The sequence below is a fragment of the Campylobacter sp. RM9334 genome (assembly GCF_020138145.1).
GTDB lineage: Bacteria > Campylobacterota > Campylobacteria > Campylobacterales > Campylobacteraceae > Campylobacter_E.
In genome coordinates this window covers 85551-104946 of the sequence record NZ_JACGAX010000001.1, presented here as the reverse complement: position 1 = coordinate 104946, position 19396 = coordinate 85551, and the positions used below count along the sequence as shown (strand labels likewise).

Sequence of the window (19396 nt, the reverse complement as noted above, 5' to 3'; positions counted from 1 at the left end):
GTATTAATATGGTAACTAAAATAAATTACAAACAGATAACATTTATATTTTATTTTAAACTTTCAGGAGTTTGCTTATTTTTAATAATTTTTTTAACTTCTTTAATACTTTCTGGAGTTCCTATTAACAATAATTTAGTCCCCGTTCCAATCATTGCATCACCTTTTGGCATAGGTAAAAAATTATTATTTGCATCTTTTATTCCGATTACGCTAACATTTGCTAATTGTCTAAAAGCTACATCTTTTAATCTTCTAAATCTAACCCAACTTTCATCAGGAACTTTAACTTCTTCAATATCAATACTTTGGTCTCTTGTGTATAAATATTGCTCTAATAGATTTTCCATTTCAGGTCTTACACTTACAACGCTAAGTCTTTGAGCTGCTAATTTCGTAGCTAATACAACCGTATTTGCCCCTAGCTTTTTAAGTCTTGCTGCGTCGTGTTCGGAATTTGAAATCGTTATTATAGAATAAGGACTAATTCTTTTTATATCTTTTTCATATAGTCTAGCACTAGCAATTATTGCTATATTATCAGCAGAATTTGGGCTAAGAGAAATAATTCCTTTCGCACTTGATAAATGTGTTTTTAAAAATGCCAAATCACTATGTGGCGGGCATTTAATATAGAATGGATATTTATTTGCTTCAGCAATTTTTTCAAAATCTGGTATATCATCTACTACTACAAAAGGTGTATATGTTTGTTTAAATTGTTTTGCTAATTCTTGGGTAAATTCGTTGTGATAACATATAACATAATGATTTTTTAATCTTGCTATTTTGTATAGCATTCGTTTTTCCTTAATAATTCTTGTTAATTCGCCTTTTTTTAGAACTTCAATCACAATACCTATTGAAAAAGTAAAAGTAACAAAGCCTAATAATACATAGCAAATCGTAAAAAATCTACCAGCAGGAGTGATTGTAGCTACTTCAGTATAACCTAAAGTTGTAAAAGTCATACCTGCTTGATAAATCCCATCAAGTAATGAAAAATTACTAGTAAGCATATAACCAATCGCCCCAAATAGCATCATTACAACAACTGCTATTAATGGGAGACGAAAAGGTTTTAATTGTTCGTAAAACTCGGTATTTATATCAACTTCAGGTTTTCCACTTTCAGCCCAACCGAGCAATTTGCCTAGCTTTTTAAAAAAGCTCATAAAAATTCTTTATAAAAATTAGTTAGCTCTTCTTTTTTTTAGTGTGCGTAATGTTGAAGCTGCAACTCTAATTTTTTTAGTTGTGCCATCGCCTAAATCAATGCGAATAGTGCGTAAATTAGGTAAAAATCTTCTTTTTGTTTTATTGTTAGCGTGGCTAACATTATTTCCTACCATAGGACCTTTACCTGTTAATTGACAAAATTTTGACATCGTAAATCCTTTTTTTGTGTTCTTGTAAAAATAAAAGTATTAATCATAGCATCTTAAGCTTAATTTTTTTTTTAAGTTTTAATGATATTCTATAAAAAATAATTTTAAGGATTAAAAAATGTATGTTGCTCCTAGTTTATTGTCTGCTGATTTTTTAAATTTGGCTGAAGATATTAAAAAAGTTGAGGCTGCTGGTGCTGATTTATTGCATATTGATGTAATGGACGGACATTATGTTCCAAATCTAAGCATTGGAACTTGCACTACAAAAGCTATTGCTAAAGTTGCTACTATTCCTTTAGATGTGCATTTGATGGTAAGAGAAGTTGATAAATTTGTTGATTTGTTTTTAGATATAAAACCTAAATTCTTAAGCTTTCATATAGATGCTACTACTCATCCTTTAAGATTGATTGATTATATTAAAAAACACGGCGTAAATCCTTCAATAGTATTAAATCCACACCAGAATTTAAATGAGATTGAATATGTTTTAAGTGAAGTTTCTATGGTGCTTTTAATGAGTGTAAATCCTGGTTTTGGTGGTCAAAGCTTCATACCAAGCACTCTTAGAAAAATCAGTGCCTTAAGAGAAATGATTGATAAGAATAATTATAAATGCTTCATTGAAGTTGATGGCGGAGTAAATGGCTTAAATATTGCAGATATTGAAAGAGCAGGGGCTGATATAGTTGTGGCTGGAAATTATGTATTTAGTAGTAATGATTATAAAGTCGCAATTAATTCTTTAAAAATGGAATTTTGATGGATTATAACGAGCTTTATAAAAAACAAATTGCTAATTGTGATAAGATTTTAGAAAGGCTACTTACAAGTAGTATTAATTATAAAGATTTAAAAAACCAATACGAAAATGCCTTAAATTTTGAGATAACTTATGAAACTCTTTTAATGTTAGGGCTTGATATTACGCTAAAACAAAATCAAGAAGTATTTTTAAACTCAAGAAATAAATTAATTCAAGATGAGATTTTTTGTGTTGTTGATATTGAAAGCACAGGCTCAATTAGTAACGGGCAAATCATAGAAATTGGTGCTGTTAAGATAAAAAATGGCGAGATTTTAGATGAATTTGAAAGCTTTATTTATGCAAACGAAGTGCCTGAAAATATAGTTGAGCTTACAGGAATTACAACGCAAATGCTAAAAAATGCTCCTAGAAGTGCTAGGGTTTTAGCTGATTTTAGATTGTTTTTAGGTAATGCTATTTTTGTAGCTCATAATGTATCTTTTGATTATGGTTTTATCGCAAAAGAAAGTCTTGAATACTTAAATGCTCCATTGATTAATAGAAAGCTTTGCACGATTATGTTAGCAAGGCGTTGTATTGAATGTGATAAATATGGTCTTGATAGTTTAAAAAATGAATTAGGTATAATTAGCACTCATCATAGGGCTTTAAGTGATGCAAAAGCTTGTGCTGATATTTTGAATTATTGTATTAATTCTTTAAAAGGTTCGCAAATTAAAACAAGTAATGATTTGATTTTATATTCACGCTCTAAGATGAAAAAATAAGAATTTAAAAGTGGCTATTAAAAGCCACTTTATTATTTTTTAGTGCTTTTTGGGGTGCAAAGCATATTAATGTAGCGACCTTCAAATAAAGGTGCTTTATCCATATTTGCAATATCGCTAATTTCTTCATAAATTTTTAAAAGTAGCTCTTCGCCTGATTGTGGATTGCTTAATTCACGACCTTTTAAAAATATTGACACAATTATAATATTTAAACATTTTATGCTTTTTATTAAGCACTTAAAAGATAGCATATTTTTTATTATTAAATTAGAATATAAAGTCAATGTAATTTTTGATGAAAATATTTAAAGAAATCTTTAGCACTAAGGCTAAAGATTTTGTAATTAGAATGTATATCTTACAACAGCGTTAATTTGATTGTCAATATTAAAATCAGCTCCGAAAGTTCTTTCGTAACCTAAGTTTAATCTTAAATTATCATTAAACTTATAATCACCTGTTAGATTTAAGTAAAATTTATTATCTCTTTTACCTTTTATTGTTTCACTTGCTTTGCTTGATTTTGCGATTATTATAGAATCACTTGGCTTATTAACATCCATAATATAACCAGCACCTAGTCTTATATTGGCATTATCATTTACCTTAAATCCTGAGAATACTGCAGGTTTTATATGTAAATTAGAATTAGCCTTACTTGTAATGCTTATAGCATTATTTTCTAAGTTAGTTTTAGGTGTATAATCAAATATAGTTTCTATGCTAGGCTCAACATAAAATCTATTTAAATCAAATCTTTTACCAAGTTCAAAACTTGCAATAAATCCTGTCTTGCTATCTTTTAAACCTTTTAAAAGCTCTGAATTGTATTTAACATTATAATGATTTGCTTTAATTACTAAATCAGCATATAAATCATTGTTTGAAATATAGCTTGTATATAGACCAAACCCGTAATTATTTCCTTTTAAAACATCACTAGATTTAGAATTAGAAATATTAGCCATAATTCCTGTAATTACATTGCCATCTGCAAAATCATTAGCTTTATCAGCTCCAAATTGAACTTCAAATGAATTAAGTTTTACATCATCTATACTTGCGTTTGTATAATAAGCTCTAGCCCAAACGCCTAATTCTTTATCTAAACCTCTAACTTCACCTAATCTTTTATTCATATTATTCCAAGCAAAAGTATTGATTAGATTTATTCCCTTTGAAATAACTTGAGCTTGAGCTTTAGCGTTTTTGTTGATTTTAATATCTTTTATAAAATCATCTGCTATTTGGTTTTTATCAATTGGATTTGTTACACCTGTATCAGGTTTGTTATCTGGTTTATTTTCAGGATTTGTTACACCTGTGTCTGGAGTTGTTACTCCTGTATCAGGTTTAGAATTGTCTGGTTTATTTTCAGGATTTGTTACACCTGTATCCGGTTTAGAATTATCTGGAGTTTCAGGGCTTATACTAATTGTTTGTTTAGCTAGATTATCTAATGCAGCTTTTAAGCCTTCATTACCATTATAATCGCCTGCGCTTTGATTTACTAATTTACCTAGCTCACTTGTCTTATCGCCGTTTGCAATGCTAACAATATTATCTGCATTAAGTCCTGTATCGCTTACTTTACCATTCTTATTAGTAGTTATCGCATAGGTTAGATAATCCCCTAGCATTGCACTAGCAATATAATCATTATTTATCACATAATCACTTATTCCATCGCTAATCTTGTAATCTTTAAAGAAAGTTTTTAGCTCTGCTGTTCCTGTTCCTTTTTTAAGTATTGCTAAAGGTAGATTTGCATTGATTTTGCTTGTATCAAGCTTATTATCACTCATAACATTAAGTAATACTAATTCATTGTTTGCTCCGCTTGTGTTTTCTCTTGAGATTATTGCACCTGTGTAGCTTTCTTTGTTTGCTCCTAGGTAATAAGCTGTATTATTTGAAGTAAGGCTATTTGCTAGAACTCTTTTTGCTACTTTTGAATTTTTTATATCTAAAGTATGTGCTCTAACACTATTTGTAGCTATTACATTATCTAAGTTTATATTACTTGTGTTTGCTATATTTAGGTTAATCTCATTTTTTTCATCAACAAATTCATTGTAAAAATTATCTTGGTTAATTAATGCTGAAGTTGTATAGCCTTTAGAACCTGATAATTGCATATTTATAGTGCTATTTTTAATCGTTCCTTCACCTATAATGCTACCACCAATATAATATTTATCACCTGTATCAAGCCTATCTATATCATAAGCACCTGCTCTTATAGTCTTAATAGCCTTTACCTTGCTTTGCTTTCCGCTCTCACTAGTGTTTAGGGTTAGTTTTGTAACATAAATATCATCATTGAATGTAGAGCCTTTAGAATCAAGACTACCTTTATATTTACCAGTACCAGTAGAATCTATACCACTTACTTTACCACCAACAATACTATCAGTCAATGTTACCTTATCATAAGAATTTATTGAAGTAGTTATATTTGAATTTGTAATTCCTAAAATTCCAGTAGATTTTATCTCTTTTATTGTAGAATCTTTAATTGTTAAATTTTTACTAACACTTATTAATCCTATATTAGAATTTGTAATTGTTAAATCCTTGCCAAACTCTATATTTGTTACATCAGCGTGATTGATTGATCCTGTTGTTTCATAAAAATTATCTACTTTTACCAAATTATCTTTTGTCCCATTTAGATTAACATTAGAATATGATATTCCATTAATGCGTCCTCCATTTGCATCAATTGTTCCGGTAGTTTTGGAAATAGAATTAACGGCAGAATTTGTTAAATCAATTTTTATTCCTTGCCCATTTTCTATGTAGTCTAAATAAGAATTTGTAGCTTTTATATTTTTAAAATTTATGATATATGAATCAACAAAACTGTTTTCAGCTATAAAATTATTTCCATTATTAAATTTTGCAGTTTCGAGATAACTTTTAATTAAAGAATTTTTTATAGTAATATTATTACTATTACTAATAGTTTTACTTCTTGAGTCCCAAAAAGAATTATCAAAACTTATAGGAAAATTTTTGTTACTTAATCCTTCTGAAAAATATACATTTACATTATCAGCACTTTCTTCTGTAATATCTGTGATATTTTTAAGATTTGTCTTGTAATAATCTGGTTTTTTATTATCAAAAGGACCAAAATTATCATTAAATGGTTTATGAATATCTGGAAAAGTTTTAAAATCAAAGCTTTCCACCTTAGCTTTATCTACAACATTTATTGTTGCACCAAATAAGTTTGAAGAGATACATAGACTTGCAATTAATGAGAGTTTAAATACCCCCCCCCCGTTACACTAAAATTTTGTTTCATAACATTCCTTTAAAAAAAATTGAAATGCTATTATCTTAAAATCTAACTTAAAGATTAATAAATATAAATGATTTTTTTTAAAAAATATCAATAAATTTCAATAATTATTATAAAGATTAAGGCAAATTAATTGCCTTAATGATAAGTTTTTATTTTTTAGTGCTTTTTGGGGTGCAAAGCATATTAATGTAGCGACCTTCAAATAAAGGTGCTTTATCCATATTTGCAATATCGCTAATTTCTTCATAAATTTTTAAAAGTAGCTCTTCGCCTGATTGTGGATTGCTTAATTCACGACCTTTTAAAAATACTCTAAATCTAACATGCTTTCCTGATTTTAAAAACTCAATAGCGTGTTTAACTTTATAGTTAATATCATTTTGAGCAATTTTTACAGAAAGTTTAATTTCTTTTACTTCAATGACTTTTTGTTTTTTCTTAGCATCTTTTAGCTTTTTTTCTTGTTGATAACAAAATTTGCCATAATCCATAATCTTACAAACAGGTGGTTTAGCATCTTTTGCGATTAATACCAAATCAAGTCCTAAACGATTAGCAAGTGCATTAGCCTCATCACTGCTAATTATGCCATATTGTGTTCCATCATCACCTATACATCTAACCTCTGCTAAATCTATTTCTTCATTTAACAATACATCTTTTTCTTTACTCAAAATACTACCTCGTTTTGTTTTTCTTTAATTAGTTTCAAAAATTCCTCCATTGTAAGTGTTGATTGTTGTTTAGCTCTTCTATCTCTTAAAGCTATTTGATTATTATTTATTTCTTCATCTCCGATTACTGCTATATAAGGCACTTTTAACATTTCTGCATTTCTTATTTTTTTACCTAGAGTATCGTTTTTCTCATTAATATCAGCATCAACTCCAAGCTCTAATAATTCCTTTTGTAATGCTTTTGAATACTCAATATGTTTTTCACCTACTGGCAAAATCATAACTTGAATTGGAGCTATAAAGAATGGTAATTCTCCTGCTGTATGCTCAAGCAATATGCCTAAAAATCTTTCAAAACTTCCAAGTAAAGCACGATGAAGCATTACAGGGCGTTTTTTTTCATTGTTTTCGTCTGTATATTCAAGCTCAAATCTTTCAGGTAGGTTAAAATCTACTTGAATAGTTCCACATTGCCATTTGCGTTTAAGTGCGTCTAGGATTTTAATATCAATTTTTGGACCATAGAAAGCTCCACCACCTTCATCAACTCCGTATTTAATACCTTCTTCATCTAAAGCTTCCATTAAAGCTTTTGTAGCAACTTCCCAAATCTCATCACTTCCTATTGATTTTTCAGGTTTTGTTGAGATTTCTAGTTCCCATTCAAATCCAAAAGTTACCATAATTTTTTTAGCAAAATCTAAAATCTCTTTTACTAAGGTTTTTATTTGACTTGGCATACAGAAAATGTGGCTATCGTCTTGAGTAAATTCACGAACTCTTAAAAGCCCGTGTAAAGCCCCACTCATTTCATGGCGATGAACCATTCCGTATTCAAAGAATTTAATAGGCAAATCTTTATAACTTCTACCTTCACTTTTATAGCAGAATACATGTCCTACGCAGTTCATTGGTTTTATTCCGTATTCTTGCTCATCAATTCTAGTAAAATACATATTTTCTTTATAGTTTGCATAATGTCCGCTTGTTTTCCAAACGCTAGAATTTAGCAATTCAGGGCCACGAACAGGCTCATAAAATCTAACTCTATGGGCTTTATATAAAATATGCTCTAATTTATTTCTAACTCTTGCACCATTTTTAAGCCATAATGGTAAGCCGCCACCAATTTGTTCGCTAAATGTGAATAATTTTAAATCATTTCCTAGTTTTCTATGGTCTCTTTTCTTAGCTTCTTCTATCATTGTTAGATAGTCTTTTAAAGCTTCTTTTGTTGCAAATGCGATACCATAAATTCTAACTAGCATTTCATTTTTTTCATCGCCGCCTAAATAAGCACCTGCTAATTTTGTTAATTTAAAATTCTTAAGCATTTTGGTGTGTGGTAAATGTGGCCCACGACATAAGTCGGTAAATTCGCCTTGAGAATATGTGCTAATCTCTCCACTTAAACGACTTAAAACTGCTTGTTTTAATTCATCATTTTTAAACTTTTCGCAAGCAGCTTCATAGCTCATCGTATTTTTTATCATAGGAGAGCCTTTTTTTGCAAGCTCTTTCATTTTATCTTCAATTACTTTTAAATCTTCTTCGCTGATTTTTTCATCTACTTTAAAATCATAATAAAAACCTTCATCAACGCAAGGTCCTACGAAAAATTTAGCATTTTTATATAATTGTGTAATAGCTTCAGCTAAAAGGTGAGCACAGCTATGGCGAATTATCTCAAGTGCCATAGGACTATCATCATAGAAAATTGGCTTAAGTCCTGCTCCATCAGTGCTTAAAGTATCATAAATATTTTTATCTTTATCGTAATATCCTATTATTTCCATTATTAATCCTTTAAATTTTTATAAATTTCATTAAGATTTTTATACAAACTATCATAGTTTATATCATTTTGCTCTAGTAGTTCATATAAGATTACATTGTCTTCTTTACCATTCCAAAGTTTTTTATAAGTTCCATTTTTATAGCCGTTATCTTGGCGGAATTTATTTAAGACATTTTTACCAATGTAGATTTTATAAAGTCTTGTAAATTCTAACTCACAACTACACATTAGCTTTAAAAATATTTCTGTAATTTGTGTTATGTTTAGCTCTTTTGTACTACTTGTGTGAATTAATTCTCTTGAAAGTTCTAAAATATCATTTAAATTTTTATTTGTTTTATTGAATTTAAATTCTGAAATCGTGTTTATAAGTTCTTTTTGTTGATTTTGCATAATTGCAAGGCTTAAAATAAAATGCCAAATATCAACTAATTCAATTTGAATATTTTCTAAATCCCAACTAGCATCTATGCTTTTCCAATGTTTCCAAGGCATAGAATCAACGAGTTCAGCACATTCCATATAAATACAACGAGCAAAATCAATTAAGCGATTTTCCTTTGTATAACCTTTTTCCCAACCAATTCCGCAAGTTGCGTTATTTAAAGCTTGTTGTAAGCTTAACATATCATTAGTATATTGTAATTTCATCATCCCTTCTACATCAAAAAATATCAAAATACTAGCAAAATTATTTAACAATCAAGCGTAGTGCTAAAATTTTTTTTAACTTGTGCTTTAAAATATAAATAATCATCTTTAAAACTCACTTCGCAAATATCATTGCTTTTTGGATAAATAGTAGCCTTTTCATCAACTAATTTAAGCATTCTAGCATAATAAAAACAAGCGTTCATTCCAGTTCCACAAGCTAAAGTTTCTCCAACTCCACGCTCATAAGTTCTAACATACAAAACCCCATCTTTAAAAGTTGCGTAATTTACATTTGCGTCATATTTTTCTCTTAAATATTTAGCATTTTCTTCGTTGTAGTTTTGCACTCCATCAAGAGTTACTAGGTGTGGCACACCTGTATCAATTAGGCAAAATACATTTTGAAATTCCACTAAATTTTCGTGTATAACCTTAGCTTTAGTTAGTCTAATTTCTACAAAATCATCATCAAAAATTGTCGCCTTAATAATCCCTGCACCAGTTAAAAAGCTCATATTTTTATTTGCTAAATTTTGAGTATAAGCAAAATGTGCCGCAGCTCTTGCACCATTGCCACACATATTAGCTTTTGAGCCATCTTGATTGTAAAATCCCCAAGTAAAATCATAATCTTTATCATTTTTTTTGATTGCAATAAGCCCATCAGCACCTATTCCACTATGTCTATTGCATAATTTTATGGCTAATTTACTTAAATAATTTTCATCTAAATTATCAGTTTGAAAAATAATAAAATCATTTCCATTCGCGTAGTATTTATGAAATTCCATGTTTTTCCTTTAGTTTTTGGATAAGTTTTAGCGAGTTATCTTTAAAATCTTCTAAATTACTATCGTTTTTGATTAAATAACTTGCAAATTTTATTTTTTTGTCTATGTGTAATTGAGAATTTAATCTTAGTTTTGCTTCAAATTCTGTTAAATTATTTCTATTCATAAGCCTTGTTAAAGATAATTCATAAGGGCAATAAATCACAATTTTATTAAGTAAAAAATTATAATTGCTATTTTCAAAAAACAAGGGAATTTCTACAAAAATTATTTTATTTTTATTTTTTTTGATTTTTTTGAGAATTTCTTTTTTGATTTTTGAGTGCATTATTTTTTCTAATTTCTTTTTAGCAAATTTATCTGTAAAAATCACATTAGCTACCGCTTGTTTTTTATCTTTTAAAGATTTAAGATTTGATTTTTTTATATTTAATTTTTTACGAATTTGTTTCCATTTGTAGCAAAAAACTTTTGAAGAAATTTCATCAGCACTAATACAAAATATTTTATTTTCCTTAGCAATATTTAAAAATGTAGATTTTCCACAAGCAATGCTAGATGTGATAACATAAATATTTTTATAAAATAGGTGTTTTTTTATCTTAATTTTTCTTATCAAAACCGACTCTTTTTATCATTATCATAATATTATTTACTTAGATAATTTTGTTTATTTTCTTAAGCCTAATTTTAAGGCAATAATGTATTATTTAGGTTACTTTTAAAAATTTAGTAAGGAGACAGCTATGGAGAACAAAAGAAGAGCTTTTCTTAAAAAAGCATTAAGTGCTGGAGCTACCTGTGCTGTTGCTAGTGTAGGTTTAAATGCAGCAACAAGTAGCGAAAATAATGGCTCTGGCGTAGTATCTGGTCGTGCAAAGAAAAAAGAAGTATTGTATAAAAAGACCCTTCACTGGGAAAAATTTTATAAAATTGCATATTAATTTATAGAAAGGATTTAAATGCGTAATCTAGGTAGAAGAAGCTTTTTAAAGCTTGCAGCAGTTGCAGGTGCTAGTACTACCGCATTTGGTGCAACAAACGCAGCTTTAAAGGCAGATGAAAAAGTTAAAATGCCTTATGAAGGTAGCAAAAGTGTTCGCACAATTTGCACTATTTGTAGTGCTGGATGTGGTATCGAAGCAGAAGTAGTAGATGGTGTGTGGGTTAGACAAAATAACGCAATAGACCATCCAATATCATTAGGAAGTCATTGCTGTAAGGGGATTGACCAAATTGATTTAACTAAATCAAAATGCCGTGTTAAATACCCGTTAAAAAGAGTTAATGGTAAATGGGAAAGAATTAGTTGGGAACAAGCTGTAAATGAAATCGGCGATAAAATGCTAGATATTAGAAAAGAAAGCGGTCCTGATAGCGTAATGTTTTTAGGTTCAGCTAAATTTAACAACCAACAAGCATATTATTTTAGAAAATTTGCTGCATTTTGGGGAACAAACTCAATAGATCACGTAGCTAGAATTTGACACAGCGCAACAGTAGCCGGTGTGGCTAATACTTGGGGATATGGCGCTATGACAAATCATTTTGGTGATGTTGTAGGTAATACAAAATGTATGATAATTTTTGGTGCTAATTCAGCAGTTGCAAATCCTATTGGATTTAAACATATGCTTCAAGCTAAAGATAGAAATAATGCTAAATTAATAGTAGTTGATCCTATTTTTACAAGAACTGCAGCTCACGCTGATATTTATGTAAGAATTCGTCCTGGAACTGACATTGCATTTGTATATGGAATGTTAAATATCATTTTTGAAAATGGTTGGGAAGATAAGGAACTAATCAAAAATAGAACTTATGGTGTTGATTTAATTCGTGAAGAAGCTAAAAAATATACTCCTAGCGAAGTTGCTGATATTTGTGGATGTAGTGAAGATTTATTAATTCAAGTTACAAAATTATTTGCAACTACAAAACCAGCTACATTATTCTGGGCATTAGGTATTACTCAACATTCAGTTGGTAGTTCTAATACTCGTATTTTAGCTATTTTACAATTAGTATTAGGAAATGTTGGTGTGCCAGGTGGTGGGACTAATATTATCCGTGGGCATGATAATGTTCAAGGTGCAACCGATATGGGATGTTTAGCAGATACACTTCCTGCTTATTATGGTCTTGCTGAAGGTGCTTGGAAACATTTTTGTAATTTTTGGGGCGTTAGTTATGAAGATATGCAAAAACGCTTTGCTGATGATAGTGCTAATGGTGGCAAAAATTGGATGTTTGAAAAAGGCTTTAGTTTATCTCGTTGGTGGCAAGGTGTTAAAGGTGTAACTCCTTATGGAACAGATAAAACTTACACTAATGCTCCTGTTAGAGTTCTTTGGGTTCAAGGAACTGGAATTACTTCTATGGCTCACACTGTTAAAATTCAAGAAGCACTTAAAAAGCTTGATTTAATAGTAGTAGCTGAACCATTTGTAAATGAAGTAGCAGTTTTAGCAGATCGTCCTGATGGAATTTATATATTACCTGCTTCAACTCAATTTGAAACAGAAGGATATGTAACAGCGACCAACCGCTCTATGCAATGGCGTAATCAAGTTATAAAACCAATTTATGAGAGTAAAGAAGATCAAGATATTATGTTTATGTTTGCTAAGAAATTTGGCTTTTATAAAGAATATACTCGTGGTATGAAACTTGAGCTTCAAAATCATAAATTAGTTCAGGTAATTCCTGATGATGTTGATGCAAAATGGCCTGATGATGCTACAAGAGAAATGAGTAATGGTTTATTATCAATTGGTCTTCGTGGTATTAGTGCAGAGCGTTTAAGAAAGCATCAAAAAAATTGGGCTAATTTTGACCCTGATACTTTAATGGGTATTGGTGGAGATGTAAAAGGCGAATACTATGGCTTACCTTGGCCTGTGTGGGATGCAAAACACCCTGGAACTGCTATTTTATGGAATCCAAATGTGCCTTATGAAAAAGGTGGAATGGGCTTTAGAAATAGATTTGGACTTGAGCATAATGGAGTTAGTCAGTTAGCTGATAATTCATTTACCCCTGTTGGTTCTAAAGTTAAAGGTGGTTATCCTGAAATTAAAAAAGATAATATTGAACAAGTGTTTGGTATTAAATTAAGTGATGAAGAAAAAGAATTAATGGGTAATTCTTGGAGCACAGATATTTCAGGAATTATATTAGAAAAATGCCGTGAAAAAAGTGCTTGTTGTTTAGGAAATGCAAGAGCTAGAACTATAGTTTGGGAATTTAGCGACCAAATTCCAAAACATAGAGAGCCAGTGCATTCACCAAGATGGGATTTAGTGCAAAAATATCCAACATTTGATGACCAAGAAAAGCCTAATTTCCGTGTTACAACTATGTTTAAATCAGAGCAAATGAAACAAGATTGGAGCAAAGAGTTCCCTATTATTATCAGTTCAATGCGTTTAGTAAATCTAAGTGGTGCTGGAATGATTGAAAGAACCAGTAAATATTTAGCTGATATTACACCTGAAATGTTTGCTAATGTTCATCCAGAGCTTGCAATGCAACACAATATTGGTGATGGAGAAATGATGTGGATACATAGCCCACAAGGAACTAAAATTAAAGTAAAATGTATTCATAATAGAAGCGTAACTCCAGATAGAATTTGCTTACCTTACAATTTTGCTGGTGTTTTACAAGGAGTTGATTTAAGCCACAATTATCCAGAAGGCACTAAACCTTATACAATAGGCGAAATGTCAAATACGGTAACTAATTATGGTTTTGATCCAAATACACAAATTAGCGAATATAACGCTGGACTTTGCAAGATAGAAAGGGCATAAAAATGGCTAGAATGAAGTTTTTTGTTGATAAAAATCGTTGTATTGGTTGTTTTGCTTGTCAAGTTGCGTGTTCAAGCGGACATGAAGTTCCTGTTGGTATTAAAAGAAGAAAAGTAATTACTTTAAATGATGGTATTGAAGGCAAAGAAGTATCAATGACAATAGCATGTCAGCATTGCACTGACGCACCTTGTGCTCAAGTTTGCCCTGTTAAATGCTTTTATATTCGTGAAGATGGTATCGTATTACACGATAAAAAAGAATGTATTGGTTGTGGTTATTGCTTATATGCTTGTCCATTTGGTGCTCCACAATTTCCAAGAGATGGAGCATTTGGAATTAAAGGCGAAATGGATAAATGTACAATGTGTGCAGGAGGTCCTGAAGAGACAAATAGTGATGAAGAAAGAGAGCTTTACGGACAAAACCGCATAAGCGAAGGAAGAGTGCCTATTTGTGCTGCTGTATGTGCTACAAATGCACTTTTAGTTGGAGATGAGAGCGAAGTTTCTAATGTATATAGAAAGCGTGTTTTAACTAAAAATGCAAATGTTAATTTAAGTAATATGTTTATTTAATTTAAATTAGGAGAGATGATGGAATTTTTAATTTTTGTTGGAGTTTTACTAGCTTTAATCATAGTCATTTTAATAAAGTCTATAATTATAGTATCGCAAAGCGATATTGTAATAGTTGAGCGATTAGGTAAATTTCACAAAGAATTAAGCGGAGGATTTCATTTAATCTTTCCTTTTATTGATATGGTTAAATCAATAATTACTATTAAAGAGCAACTAATAGATATAGAAAAACAACAAGTTATTACAAAAGATAATGTAAATATTTTAGTTGATGGGATAGTTTTTCTAAAAGTAACAAATGGAAAAATGGCATTTTATAATGTTGAAAATTATAAAAAAGCTATATCAAATTTAGCTATGACAACTCTTAGGGGTGAGATTGGCGGTATGTATCTTGATGATACTTTAAGTAGTCGTGATAGTTTAAATAGTGCTTTACAAATTGCACTTGGAGATGCTGCTGATAACTGGGGTGTAAAAATTATGAGAGTGGAAATTTCTGAAATTTCAGTTCCTAGTGGCATAGAAGAAGCAATGAATTTACAAATGAAAGCTGAAAGAGAAAAAAGAGCTATAGAATTAAACGCTGAAGCACAAAAAGTAGCACTTATAAAAAATGCTGAAGCATTAAAGCAAGAGCAAGTTTTAAACGCTGAAGCAATAGAAAGAATGGCTGATGCTAAAAAATACGAACAAATTGCATTAGCTCAAGGTCAAAAAGAAGCTATGAATAACATAAATGAAGCAATGGCACAAAACATTAATGCAGCTGAGTTTTTATTAGCTAAAGGCAGAGTAGAAGCATTTTTAGCTTTAGCAAAAAGTGAAAATAAAGATAAAATATTAGTTCCTTATGAAAGCACTGAATTAATAGGAGCTTTAAGTGTATTAAAAGAATTTGTAGGCAAAAAATGAGTAGCCTATATTTACTTTGTATAGGAATATTTTTAGGAATTTTAGAATTATTAGTCGGTAGTTTTTATATAATATTTTTTGCTATAGGATTTATTATTGTCGGTGCAATTAATTTAATAAAGCCATTAGATTTAGAATTACAAATAATATTAATTGCTGTTATATCTCTTGTTTTACTTATAATTTTTAAATTTTTTGTTAAAACTAAAAAAGTAGAGAATTATGACGATGATTTTTTAAATACTCAAGGCGAAGGCGTTGTTAAAAATGGTATGATTTATTATAAAGGCTCATTTTGGCAAACAACTGATAATTTAACCTTAAAAGAAGGTGAAATTGTAAAAATTGAAAAAATCCACAATAATAAAGTAAAAATTAAACAAGATTAATTTTTATAACTTTCAATAATATTTTTTAATTTATAAAATACAACCACAAACAATAATATTACATAACTTAAACCATAAATGCTACATAAATTACATAATAATGCAAATTGAAATTCTATGTTTGATTATTTTTTATAATCAAACATAATTTAAGTTATATTTAATTTATACAAATTATCTTCCAAGAGATAGAGCATTTGGAATTAAAGGTGAAATGGGTAAATATACAAAGTATGCTGTTGTATGTATTATAAATACACTTTTAGTTGGAGATGAGAGCGAATTTTAATGTATATAGAAAGCGTGTTTTAACTAAAAATGCAAATATAAATCTAAGCAATATGTTTATTTAAACTTTAGCCCCTTTTTTAGTGCTGATTCATATTTTAAATTCTTTAAATTTTATTTAATTTTTAACAAGTAAAAACCCTAAATTAAAAGTATTAAACATATTAATCAAAGTAATAGCTAATTTAAAAATCACAATTGCTAATTAACAAATTAGTTTCAATTTAAAAACAATTTAAGAAATAATTTTATATAATGATTATGAAAATTCTTTTCATTATAAATTAAAAAAAGGTATTAAATGTTAAACTTAATGCAAATTGGTGGTTTATTTATGTGGCCTATTTTTGTTCTTTTAGTGCTTAGTTTTGCTGTGATATTAGAAAAAATAACAAATATATATTTATGTCAATTTTCTTTTAATAATAATTTTAAAATCAAAATAAAAAAAGCAATATATGATAAAAATTTAATTGAATTAAAAAATATATGTTCAAATAAAAATTCTATATCAAATAGTATACAAAAAGCTATAAATATATACGAAAAAAATAATTTAAATGAATTTGAATTAGAAAATATTCACTTTAATGAAATAAAAAAACTTGAGAAGAATGGTTTTATCTTAGGTATAAGCATAAGTATATGTCCTCAACTTGGTCTTTTAGGAACCGTTACTGGTATGATTTCTTCATTTGCAGCTCTTAGTAAAGAAGCAAATGAAGAATTAGTAGCGGCTGGAATTAGTGAAGCTTTATATACAACTGCATTCGGATTAATTGTAGCTATTTTTGCTCTTGTATTTCATATCATTTTCAATAAAAGAATTGATTATTTAAATAACGAAATCTACCTTAATTTAAATTATTTTAATAAGGCTTTTAATGAGAAGAATAAATAGAAAAAAACCTGAATTTATAGAAATTTCTATGTTGAATTTGATAGATGTTATTTTTATATTACTTATATTTTTTATGCTAAGTACTACATTTTCTAAATACTGGCATTATGAAATAAGTCTACCAAAAACAAATAATAGTGAAAACACAACTAAAGAAAATAATATAAAAGAAGTGATTTTAAATAAAGATTTAAACTTATACATAAAAAACAATAAAAATTTAATTTTTATAGATGATATAAACAAATATATAAAATCTTCAGATATTGTCTTATTAAGTGCCGATAAAGAAATAAGCTACGACAACTTAATTAAAACAATATCTATTATTAAAAATTCAAACATTAATAAAATCAAATTAAATATAGAAAGGTAAAAAAATGAAAAAAACTATTTTAGCATTTTCATTAATTGGTGCATTATATGCTGATACTTTGCTTGATACTCAAGTAATTAGCGATAGTGGATTTAGTGATAGCTTAGCTGATGTTAGCTCAAATTTATTTGTCATAAACAAAGAAGAGTTAAATAAAAAGAACTATCATGATTTAGGAGAAATTTTATCTTATCTTCCTAGTGTTTCTTTAAATCCTGTAGGTATAGGCAGTGCAATTGATATTAGAGGTCAAGGAAGTAGAGCTAATGCAAGGGTAAAAATCTTGTTTGATGGAGTTAGTCAAAACGCATTAGATACATCACATCTTGGAATTCCTTTTAATACAATAAGCGTAAATGATATTGAGCAAATTGAAGTTATTTCTGGAGGAGGAAGTGTAGTTTATGGAAATGGCACTAGTGGTGGTGTTGTCAATGTAATTACAAAATCAAGCTTAAAAAAAGATTATGCAAATCTTACTCTTGGGTTTGGTTCTTTTTCTCATAAAAGTATAGGAGCAAGTGCTGGTGCAAATATAAATGATAAAATATATTCTCATTTTGGAATTAATTATATAGATGAAAAAGGATATCAAAGAGCAGATTTAAATAAACTTTTAAATACTGATATTGGGTTTAAATTTAAACTAACAGACTATCAAAATTTAGATATCAATGCAAATTATATGCATAATGAATATAGAAATAGTCAAGCTTTAACCGAGCAAGAAATTGAACAAGATAGAAGATATGAAGGAATAATTTGTACTCAATATGAAATTTCAAGATTTGGCTTTATTTGCAAAAATCAAATTCTAGCAAGTCAAGATTCAACGAAAACTAGCAGTAGAAAGAACTATAATCTAAAATATAGCAATGAAATTAATGAAAATATTTTAACAGAATTTATGGCTTATTTGCAAGATAATAACTATGAAGATAAACAATTTTTTGATAGAAAAATAGGGGCTAATGCTAAAGCAAAACTAAACTATGATTTTTCAAATACAATATTAGGATATGAATATTTATATGCAAAAGGCAAAAGAGCTTCTACAACAACAAATATAGTTAAAAAAGATACTCATTCTATTTATGCAATAGAACAATTAGATTTTAATCCGTTTGGAATTGATATTGGTGCAAGACTTGAAAATTCTAAATACAATATAAATAGAAGTGATGGAATAGCTACAATAAACGATTCAAAAAACACAAACAACTATGGTGCAAATATTGTTTTATCTCATAAATTTATGGATACAAATAGTGTGTATTTTAAATTTGAACGTGGGTTTAACTCTCCATCTCCTTACGAATTAACCGACAAGGCTGATGGAAAAAACTATTCTATTAATAATTTAAAATCAGAAGATTATTTAAATTATGAATTAGGATTAAAAGGTTTAGTATTTGACCAATATGCAAGTATAAGTTTATTTTATACCCTAACAAACAATGAAATAAATGTAAATATGAGCCATTATCCTGTTGTTAAATGGACTTATGAAAATATTGCTAAAACAAAAAGATATGGAGTTGAAATAAGCTTAAATCAAAGCTTACTTGATGATAGATTAAACCTGTTTGAAACCTTTTCATATATTGATGCAAAAGTGGTTAAAGACAATTTAAACAAATACAAAGAAGGGCAAAAAATACCAAATGTATCACCTTACAAAATCAGTCTAGGAGCAAATTATAAAATAACTGACAAATTAAGCGTAAATGCTGATTATAGATTTTATTCTAAAACAAATTGGGATTATTTAAACAACAATAAACAATTAGAAAAGAAAGCTTATTCTTTAGTTGATGTTGGACTAAATTATGACTTTACCAAAAATATAAGTTTAAGTTTAGAAGCAAAAAATATCTTTAATACAAAATACAATCTAAACTGCAGTGGCCAAACTTGCCAAGTTGCACCTACAAGCACTTATTATATGCAAGTAAAAGCGAGATTTTAA

General features: G+C 28.7%; 19 protein-coding genes. 10 read left to right on the top strand and 9 right to left on the bottom strand.

The window, feature by feature from the left end:
• Positions 1–49 precede the first annotated feature (49 nt).
• Both AVBRAN9334_RS00565 and rpmB read right to left on the bottom strand, forming a co-directional pair.
• Complete coding sequence (locus tag AVBRAN9334_RS00565) at positions 50–1174, bottom strand: potassium channel family protein (protein WP_214117036.1); 1125 nt, start codon at positions 1172–1174, stop codon at positions 50–52.
• 18 nt (positions 1175–1192) lie between these two features.
• Positions 1193–1387 carry a 50S ribosomal protein L28 gene (rpmB, locus tag AVBRAN9334_RS00560; protein ID WP_214117022.1) on the bottom strand — a complete coding sequence of 65 codons (195 nt, stop codon included), beginning with the start codon at positions 1385–1387 and terminating at the stop codon, positions 1193–1195.
• A 118-nt stretch (positions 1388–1505) separates the two neighbouring features.
• Between rpmB and rpe the strand changes: the two genes are divergently transcribed.
• Together rpe and AVBRAN9334_RS00550 are read left to right on the top strand one after the other, a co-directional pair.
• Positions 1506–2153 (top strand): ribulose-phosphate 3-epimerase, encoded by a 648-nt coding sequence (gene rpe, locus AVBRAN9334_RS00555; RefSeq protein ID WP_214117019.1) that lies wholly within the window; start codon positions 1506–1508, stop codon positions 2151–2153.
• Complete coding sequence (locus AVBRAN9334_RS00550) at positions 2153–2926, top strand: 3'-5' exonuclease (RefSeq protein ID WP_214119567.1); 774 nt, start codon at positions 2153–2155, stop codon at positions 2924–2926. Before rpe ends, AVBRAN9334_RS00550 begins: the two co-directional genes overlap by 1 nt.
• A 32-nt stretch (positions 2927–2958) precedes the next feature.
• On the opposite strand, the gene AVBRAN9334_RS00545 is transcribed toward AVBRAN9334_RS00550, so the two are convergent.
• The 7 genes from AVBRAN9334_RS00545 to coaE form a co-directional block, all read right to left on the bottom strand.
• Positions 2959–3126 (bottom strand): hypothetical protein, encoded by a 168-nt coding sequence (locus AVBRAN9334_RS00545; protein WP_336606730.1) that lies wholly within the window; start codon positions 3124–3126, stop codon positions 2959–2961.
• A 147-nt stretch (positions 3127–3273) separates the two neighbouring features.
• Positions 3274–6126: an autotransporter outer membrane beta-barrel domain-containing protein gene (locus AVBRAN9334_RS00540; protein WP_336606729.1), complete on the bottom strand. Its 2853-nt coding sequence runs from the start codon at positions 6124–6126 to the stop codon at positions 3274–3276.
• A gap of 265 nt (positions 6127–6391) precedes the next feature.
• Positions 6392–6916, bottom strand: coding sequence for a translation initiation factor IF-3 (gene infC, locus AVBRAN9334_RS00535; RefSeq protein WP_336606728.1), 525 nt, complete (start codon positions 6914–6916; stop codon positions 6392–6394).
• Positions 6913–8715, bottom strand: a complete 1803-nt coding sequence (gene thrS / locus AVBRAN9334_RS00530) for a threonine--tRNA ligase (protein WP_336606727.1) — start codon at positions 8713–8715, stop codon at positions 6913–6915. The genes infC and thrS overlap by 4 nt, the downstream gene beginning before the upstream one ends.
• Positions 8716–8717: 2 nt before the next feature.
• The gene (locus AVBRAN9334_RS00525) at positions 8718–9419 is read right to left on the bottom strand and encodes a dUTP diphosphatase (RefSeq protein ID WP_442862412.1); all 702 of its coding nucleotides are present in this window, start codon (positions 9417–9419) and stop codon (positions 8718–8720) included.
• A complete protein-coding gene (gene dapF, locus AVBRAN9334_RS00520; protein WP_336606726.1) occupies positions 9413–10162 on the bottom strand; it encodes a diaminopimelate epimerase in 750 nt (249 codons plus the stop codon). Before dapF ends, AVBRAN9334_RS00525 begins: the two co-directional genes overlap by 7 nt.
• Positions 10149–10781 (bottom strand): dephospho-CoA kinase, encoded by a 633-nt coding sequence (gene coaE / locus AVBRAN9334_RS00515; RefSeq protein WP_336606725.1) that lies wholly within the window; start codon positions 10779–10781, stop codon positions 10149–10151. Before coaE ends, dapF begins: the two co-directional genes overlap by 14 nt.
• 127 nt (positions 10782–10908) lie before the next feature.
• Here coaE and AVBRAN9334_RS00510 point away from each other — a divergent pair, with 127 nt between their 5' ends.
• The 8 genes from AVBRAN9334_RS00510 (at position 10909) to AVBRAN9334_RS00475 (ending at position 19396) form a co-directional block, all read left to right on the top strand.
• The gene (locus AVBRAN9334_RS00510; RefSeq protein WP_336606724.1) at positions 10909–11106 is read left to right on the top strand and encodes a twin-arginine translocation signal domain-containing protein; all 198 of its coding nucleotides are present in this window, start codon (positions 10909–10911) and stop codon (positions 11104–11106) included.
• Positions 11107–11124: 18 nt separating this feature from the next.
• Positions 11125–13977 carry a formate dehydrogenase subunit alpha gene (locus AVBRAN9334_RS00505; protein WP_336606723.1) on the top strand — a complete coding sequence of 951 codons (2853 nt, stop codon included), beginning with the start codon at positions 11125–11127 and terminating at the stop codon, positions 13975–13977.
• 2 nt (positions 13978–13979) lie between these two features.
• A complete protein-coding gene (gene fdh3B / locus AVBRAN9334_RS00500) occupies positions 13980–14555 on the top strand; it encodes a formate dehydrogenase FDH3 subunit beta (RefSeq protein WP_214116984.1) in 576 nt (191 codons plus the stop codon).
• 15 nt (positions 14556–14570) lie between these two features.
• Entirely contained in the window at positions 14571–15473 is a 903-nt protein-coding gene (locus tag AVBRAN9334_RS00495) for an SPFH domain-containing protein (RefSeq protein WP_214116983.1), read from the top strand.
• Positions 15470–15862, top strand: coding sequence for an NfeD family protein (locus tag AVBRAN9334_RS00490; RefSeq protein WP_214116980.1), 393 nt, complete (start codon positions 15470–15472; stop codon positions 15860–15862). Before AVBRAN9334_RS00495 ends, AVBRAN9334_RS00490 begins: the two co-directional genes overlap by 4 nt.
• A gap of 589 nt (positions 15863–16451) precedes the next feature.
• Entirely contained in the window at positions 16452–17051 is a 600-nt protein-coding gene (locus AVBRAN9334_RS00485) for a MotA/TolQ/ExbB proton channel family protein (RefSeq protein ID WP_214116978.1), read from the top strand.
• On the top strand, positions 17035–17427 hold the full coding sequence (locus AVBRAN9334_RS00480; protein WP_336606722.1) for an ExbD/TolR family protein: 393 nt from the start codon (positions 17035–17037) through the stop codon (positions 17425–17427). The genes AVBRAN9334_RS00485 and AVBRAN9334_RS00480 overlap by 17 nt, the downstream gene beginning before the upstream one ends.
• 4 nt (positions 17428–17431) lie before the next feature.
• Positions 17432–19396 (top strand): TonB-dependent receptor, encoded by a 1965-nt coding sequence (locus AVBRAN9334_RS00475; RefSeq protein WP_336606721.1) that lies wholly within the window; start codon positions 17432–17434, stop codon positions 19394–19396.

Coding starts and splice junctions, on each gene's coding strand:
- AVBRAN9334_RS00565 (WP_214117036.1), bottom strand. CDS start 1,174: ATGAGCTTTTTTAAAAAGCTAGGCAAATTGCTCGGTTGGGCTGAAAGT.
- rpmB (WP_214117022.1), bottom strand. CDS start 1,387: ATGTCAAAATTTTGTCAATTAACAGGTAAAGGTCCTATGGTAGGAAAT.
- rpe (WP_214117019.1), top strand. CDS start 1,506: ATGTATGTTGCTCCTAGTTTATTGTCTGCTGATTTTTTAAATTTGGCT.
- AVBRAN9334_RS00550 (WP_214119567.1), top strand. CDS start 2,153: ATGGATTATAACGAGCTTTATAAAAAACAAATTGCTAATTGTGATAAG.
- thrS (WP_336606727.1), bottom strand. CDS start 8,715: ATGGAAATAATAGGATATTACGATAAAGATAAAAATATTTATGATACT.
- dapF (WP_336606726.1), bottom strand. CDS start 10,162: ATGGAATTTCATAAATACTACGCGAATGGAAATGATTTTATTATTTTT.
- AVBRAN9334_RS00510 (WP_336606724.1), top strand. CDS start 10,909: ATGGAGAACAAAAGAAGAGCTTTTCTTAAAAAAGCATTAAGTGCTGGA.
- fdh3B (WP_214116984.1), top strand. CDS start 13,980: ATGGCTAGAATGAAGTTTTTTGTTGATAAAAATCGTTGTATTGGTTGT.
- AVBRAN9334_RS00495 (WP_214116983.1), top strand. CDS start 14,571: ATGATGGAATTTTTAATTTTTGTTGGAGTTTTACTAGCTTTAATCATA.
- AVBRAN9334_RS00490 (WP_214116980.1), top strand. CDS start 15,470: ATGAGTAGCCTATATTTACTTTGTATAGGAATATTTTTAGGAATTTTA.
- AVBRAN9334_RS00485 (WP_214116978.1), top strand. CDS start 16,452: ATGTTAAACTTAATGCAAATTGGTGGTTTATTTATGTGGCCTATTTTT.
- AVBRAN9334_RS00480 (WP_336606722.1), top strand. CDS start 17,035: ATGAGAAGAATAAATAGAAAAAAACCTGAATTTATAGAAATTTCTATG.
- AVBRAN9334_RS00475 (WP_336606721.1), top strand. CDS start 17,432: ATGAAAAAAACTATTTTAGCATTTTCATTAATTGGTGCATTATATGCT.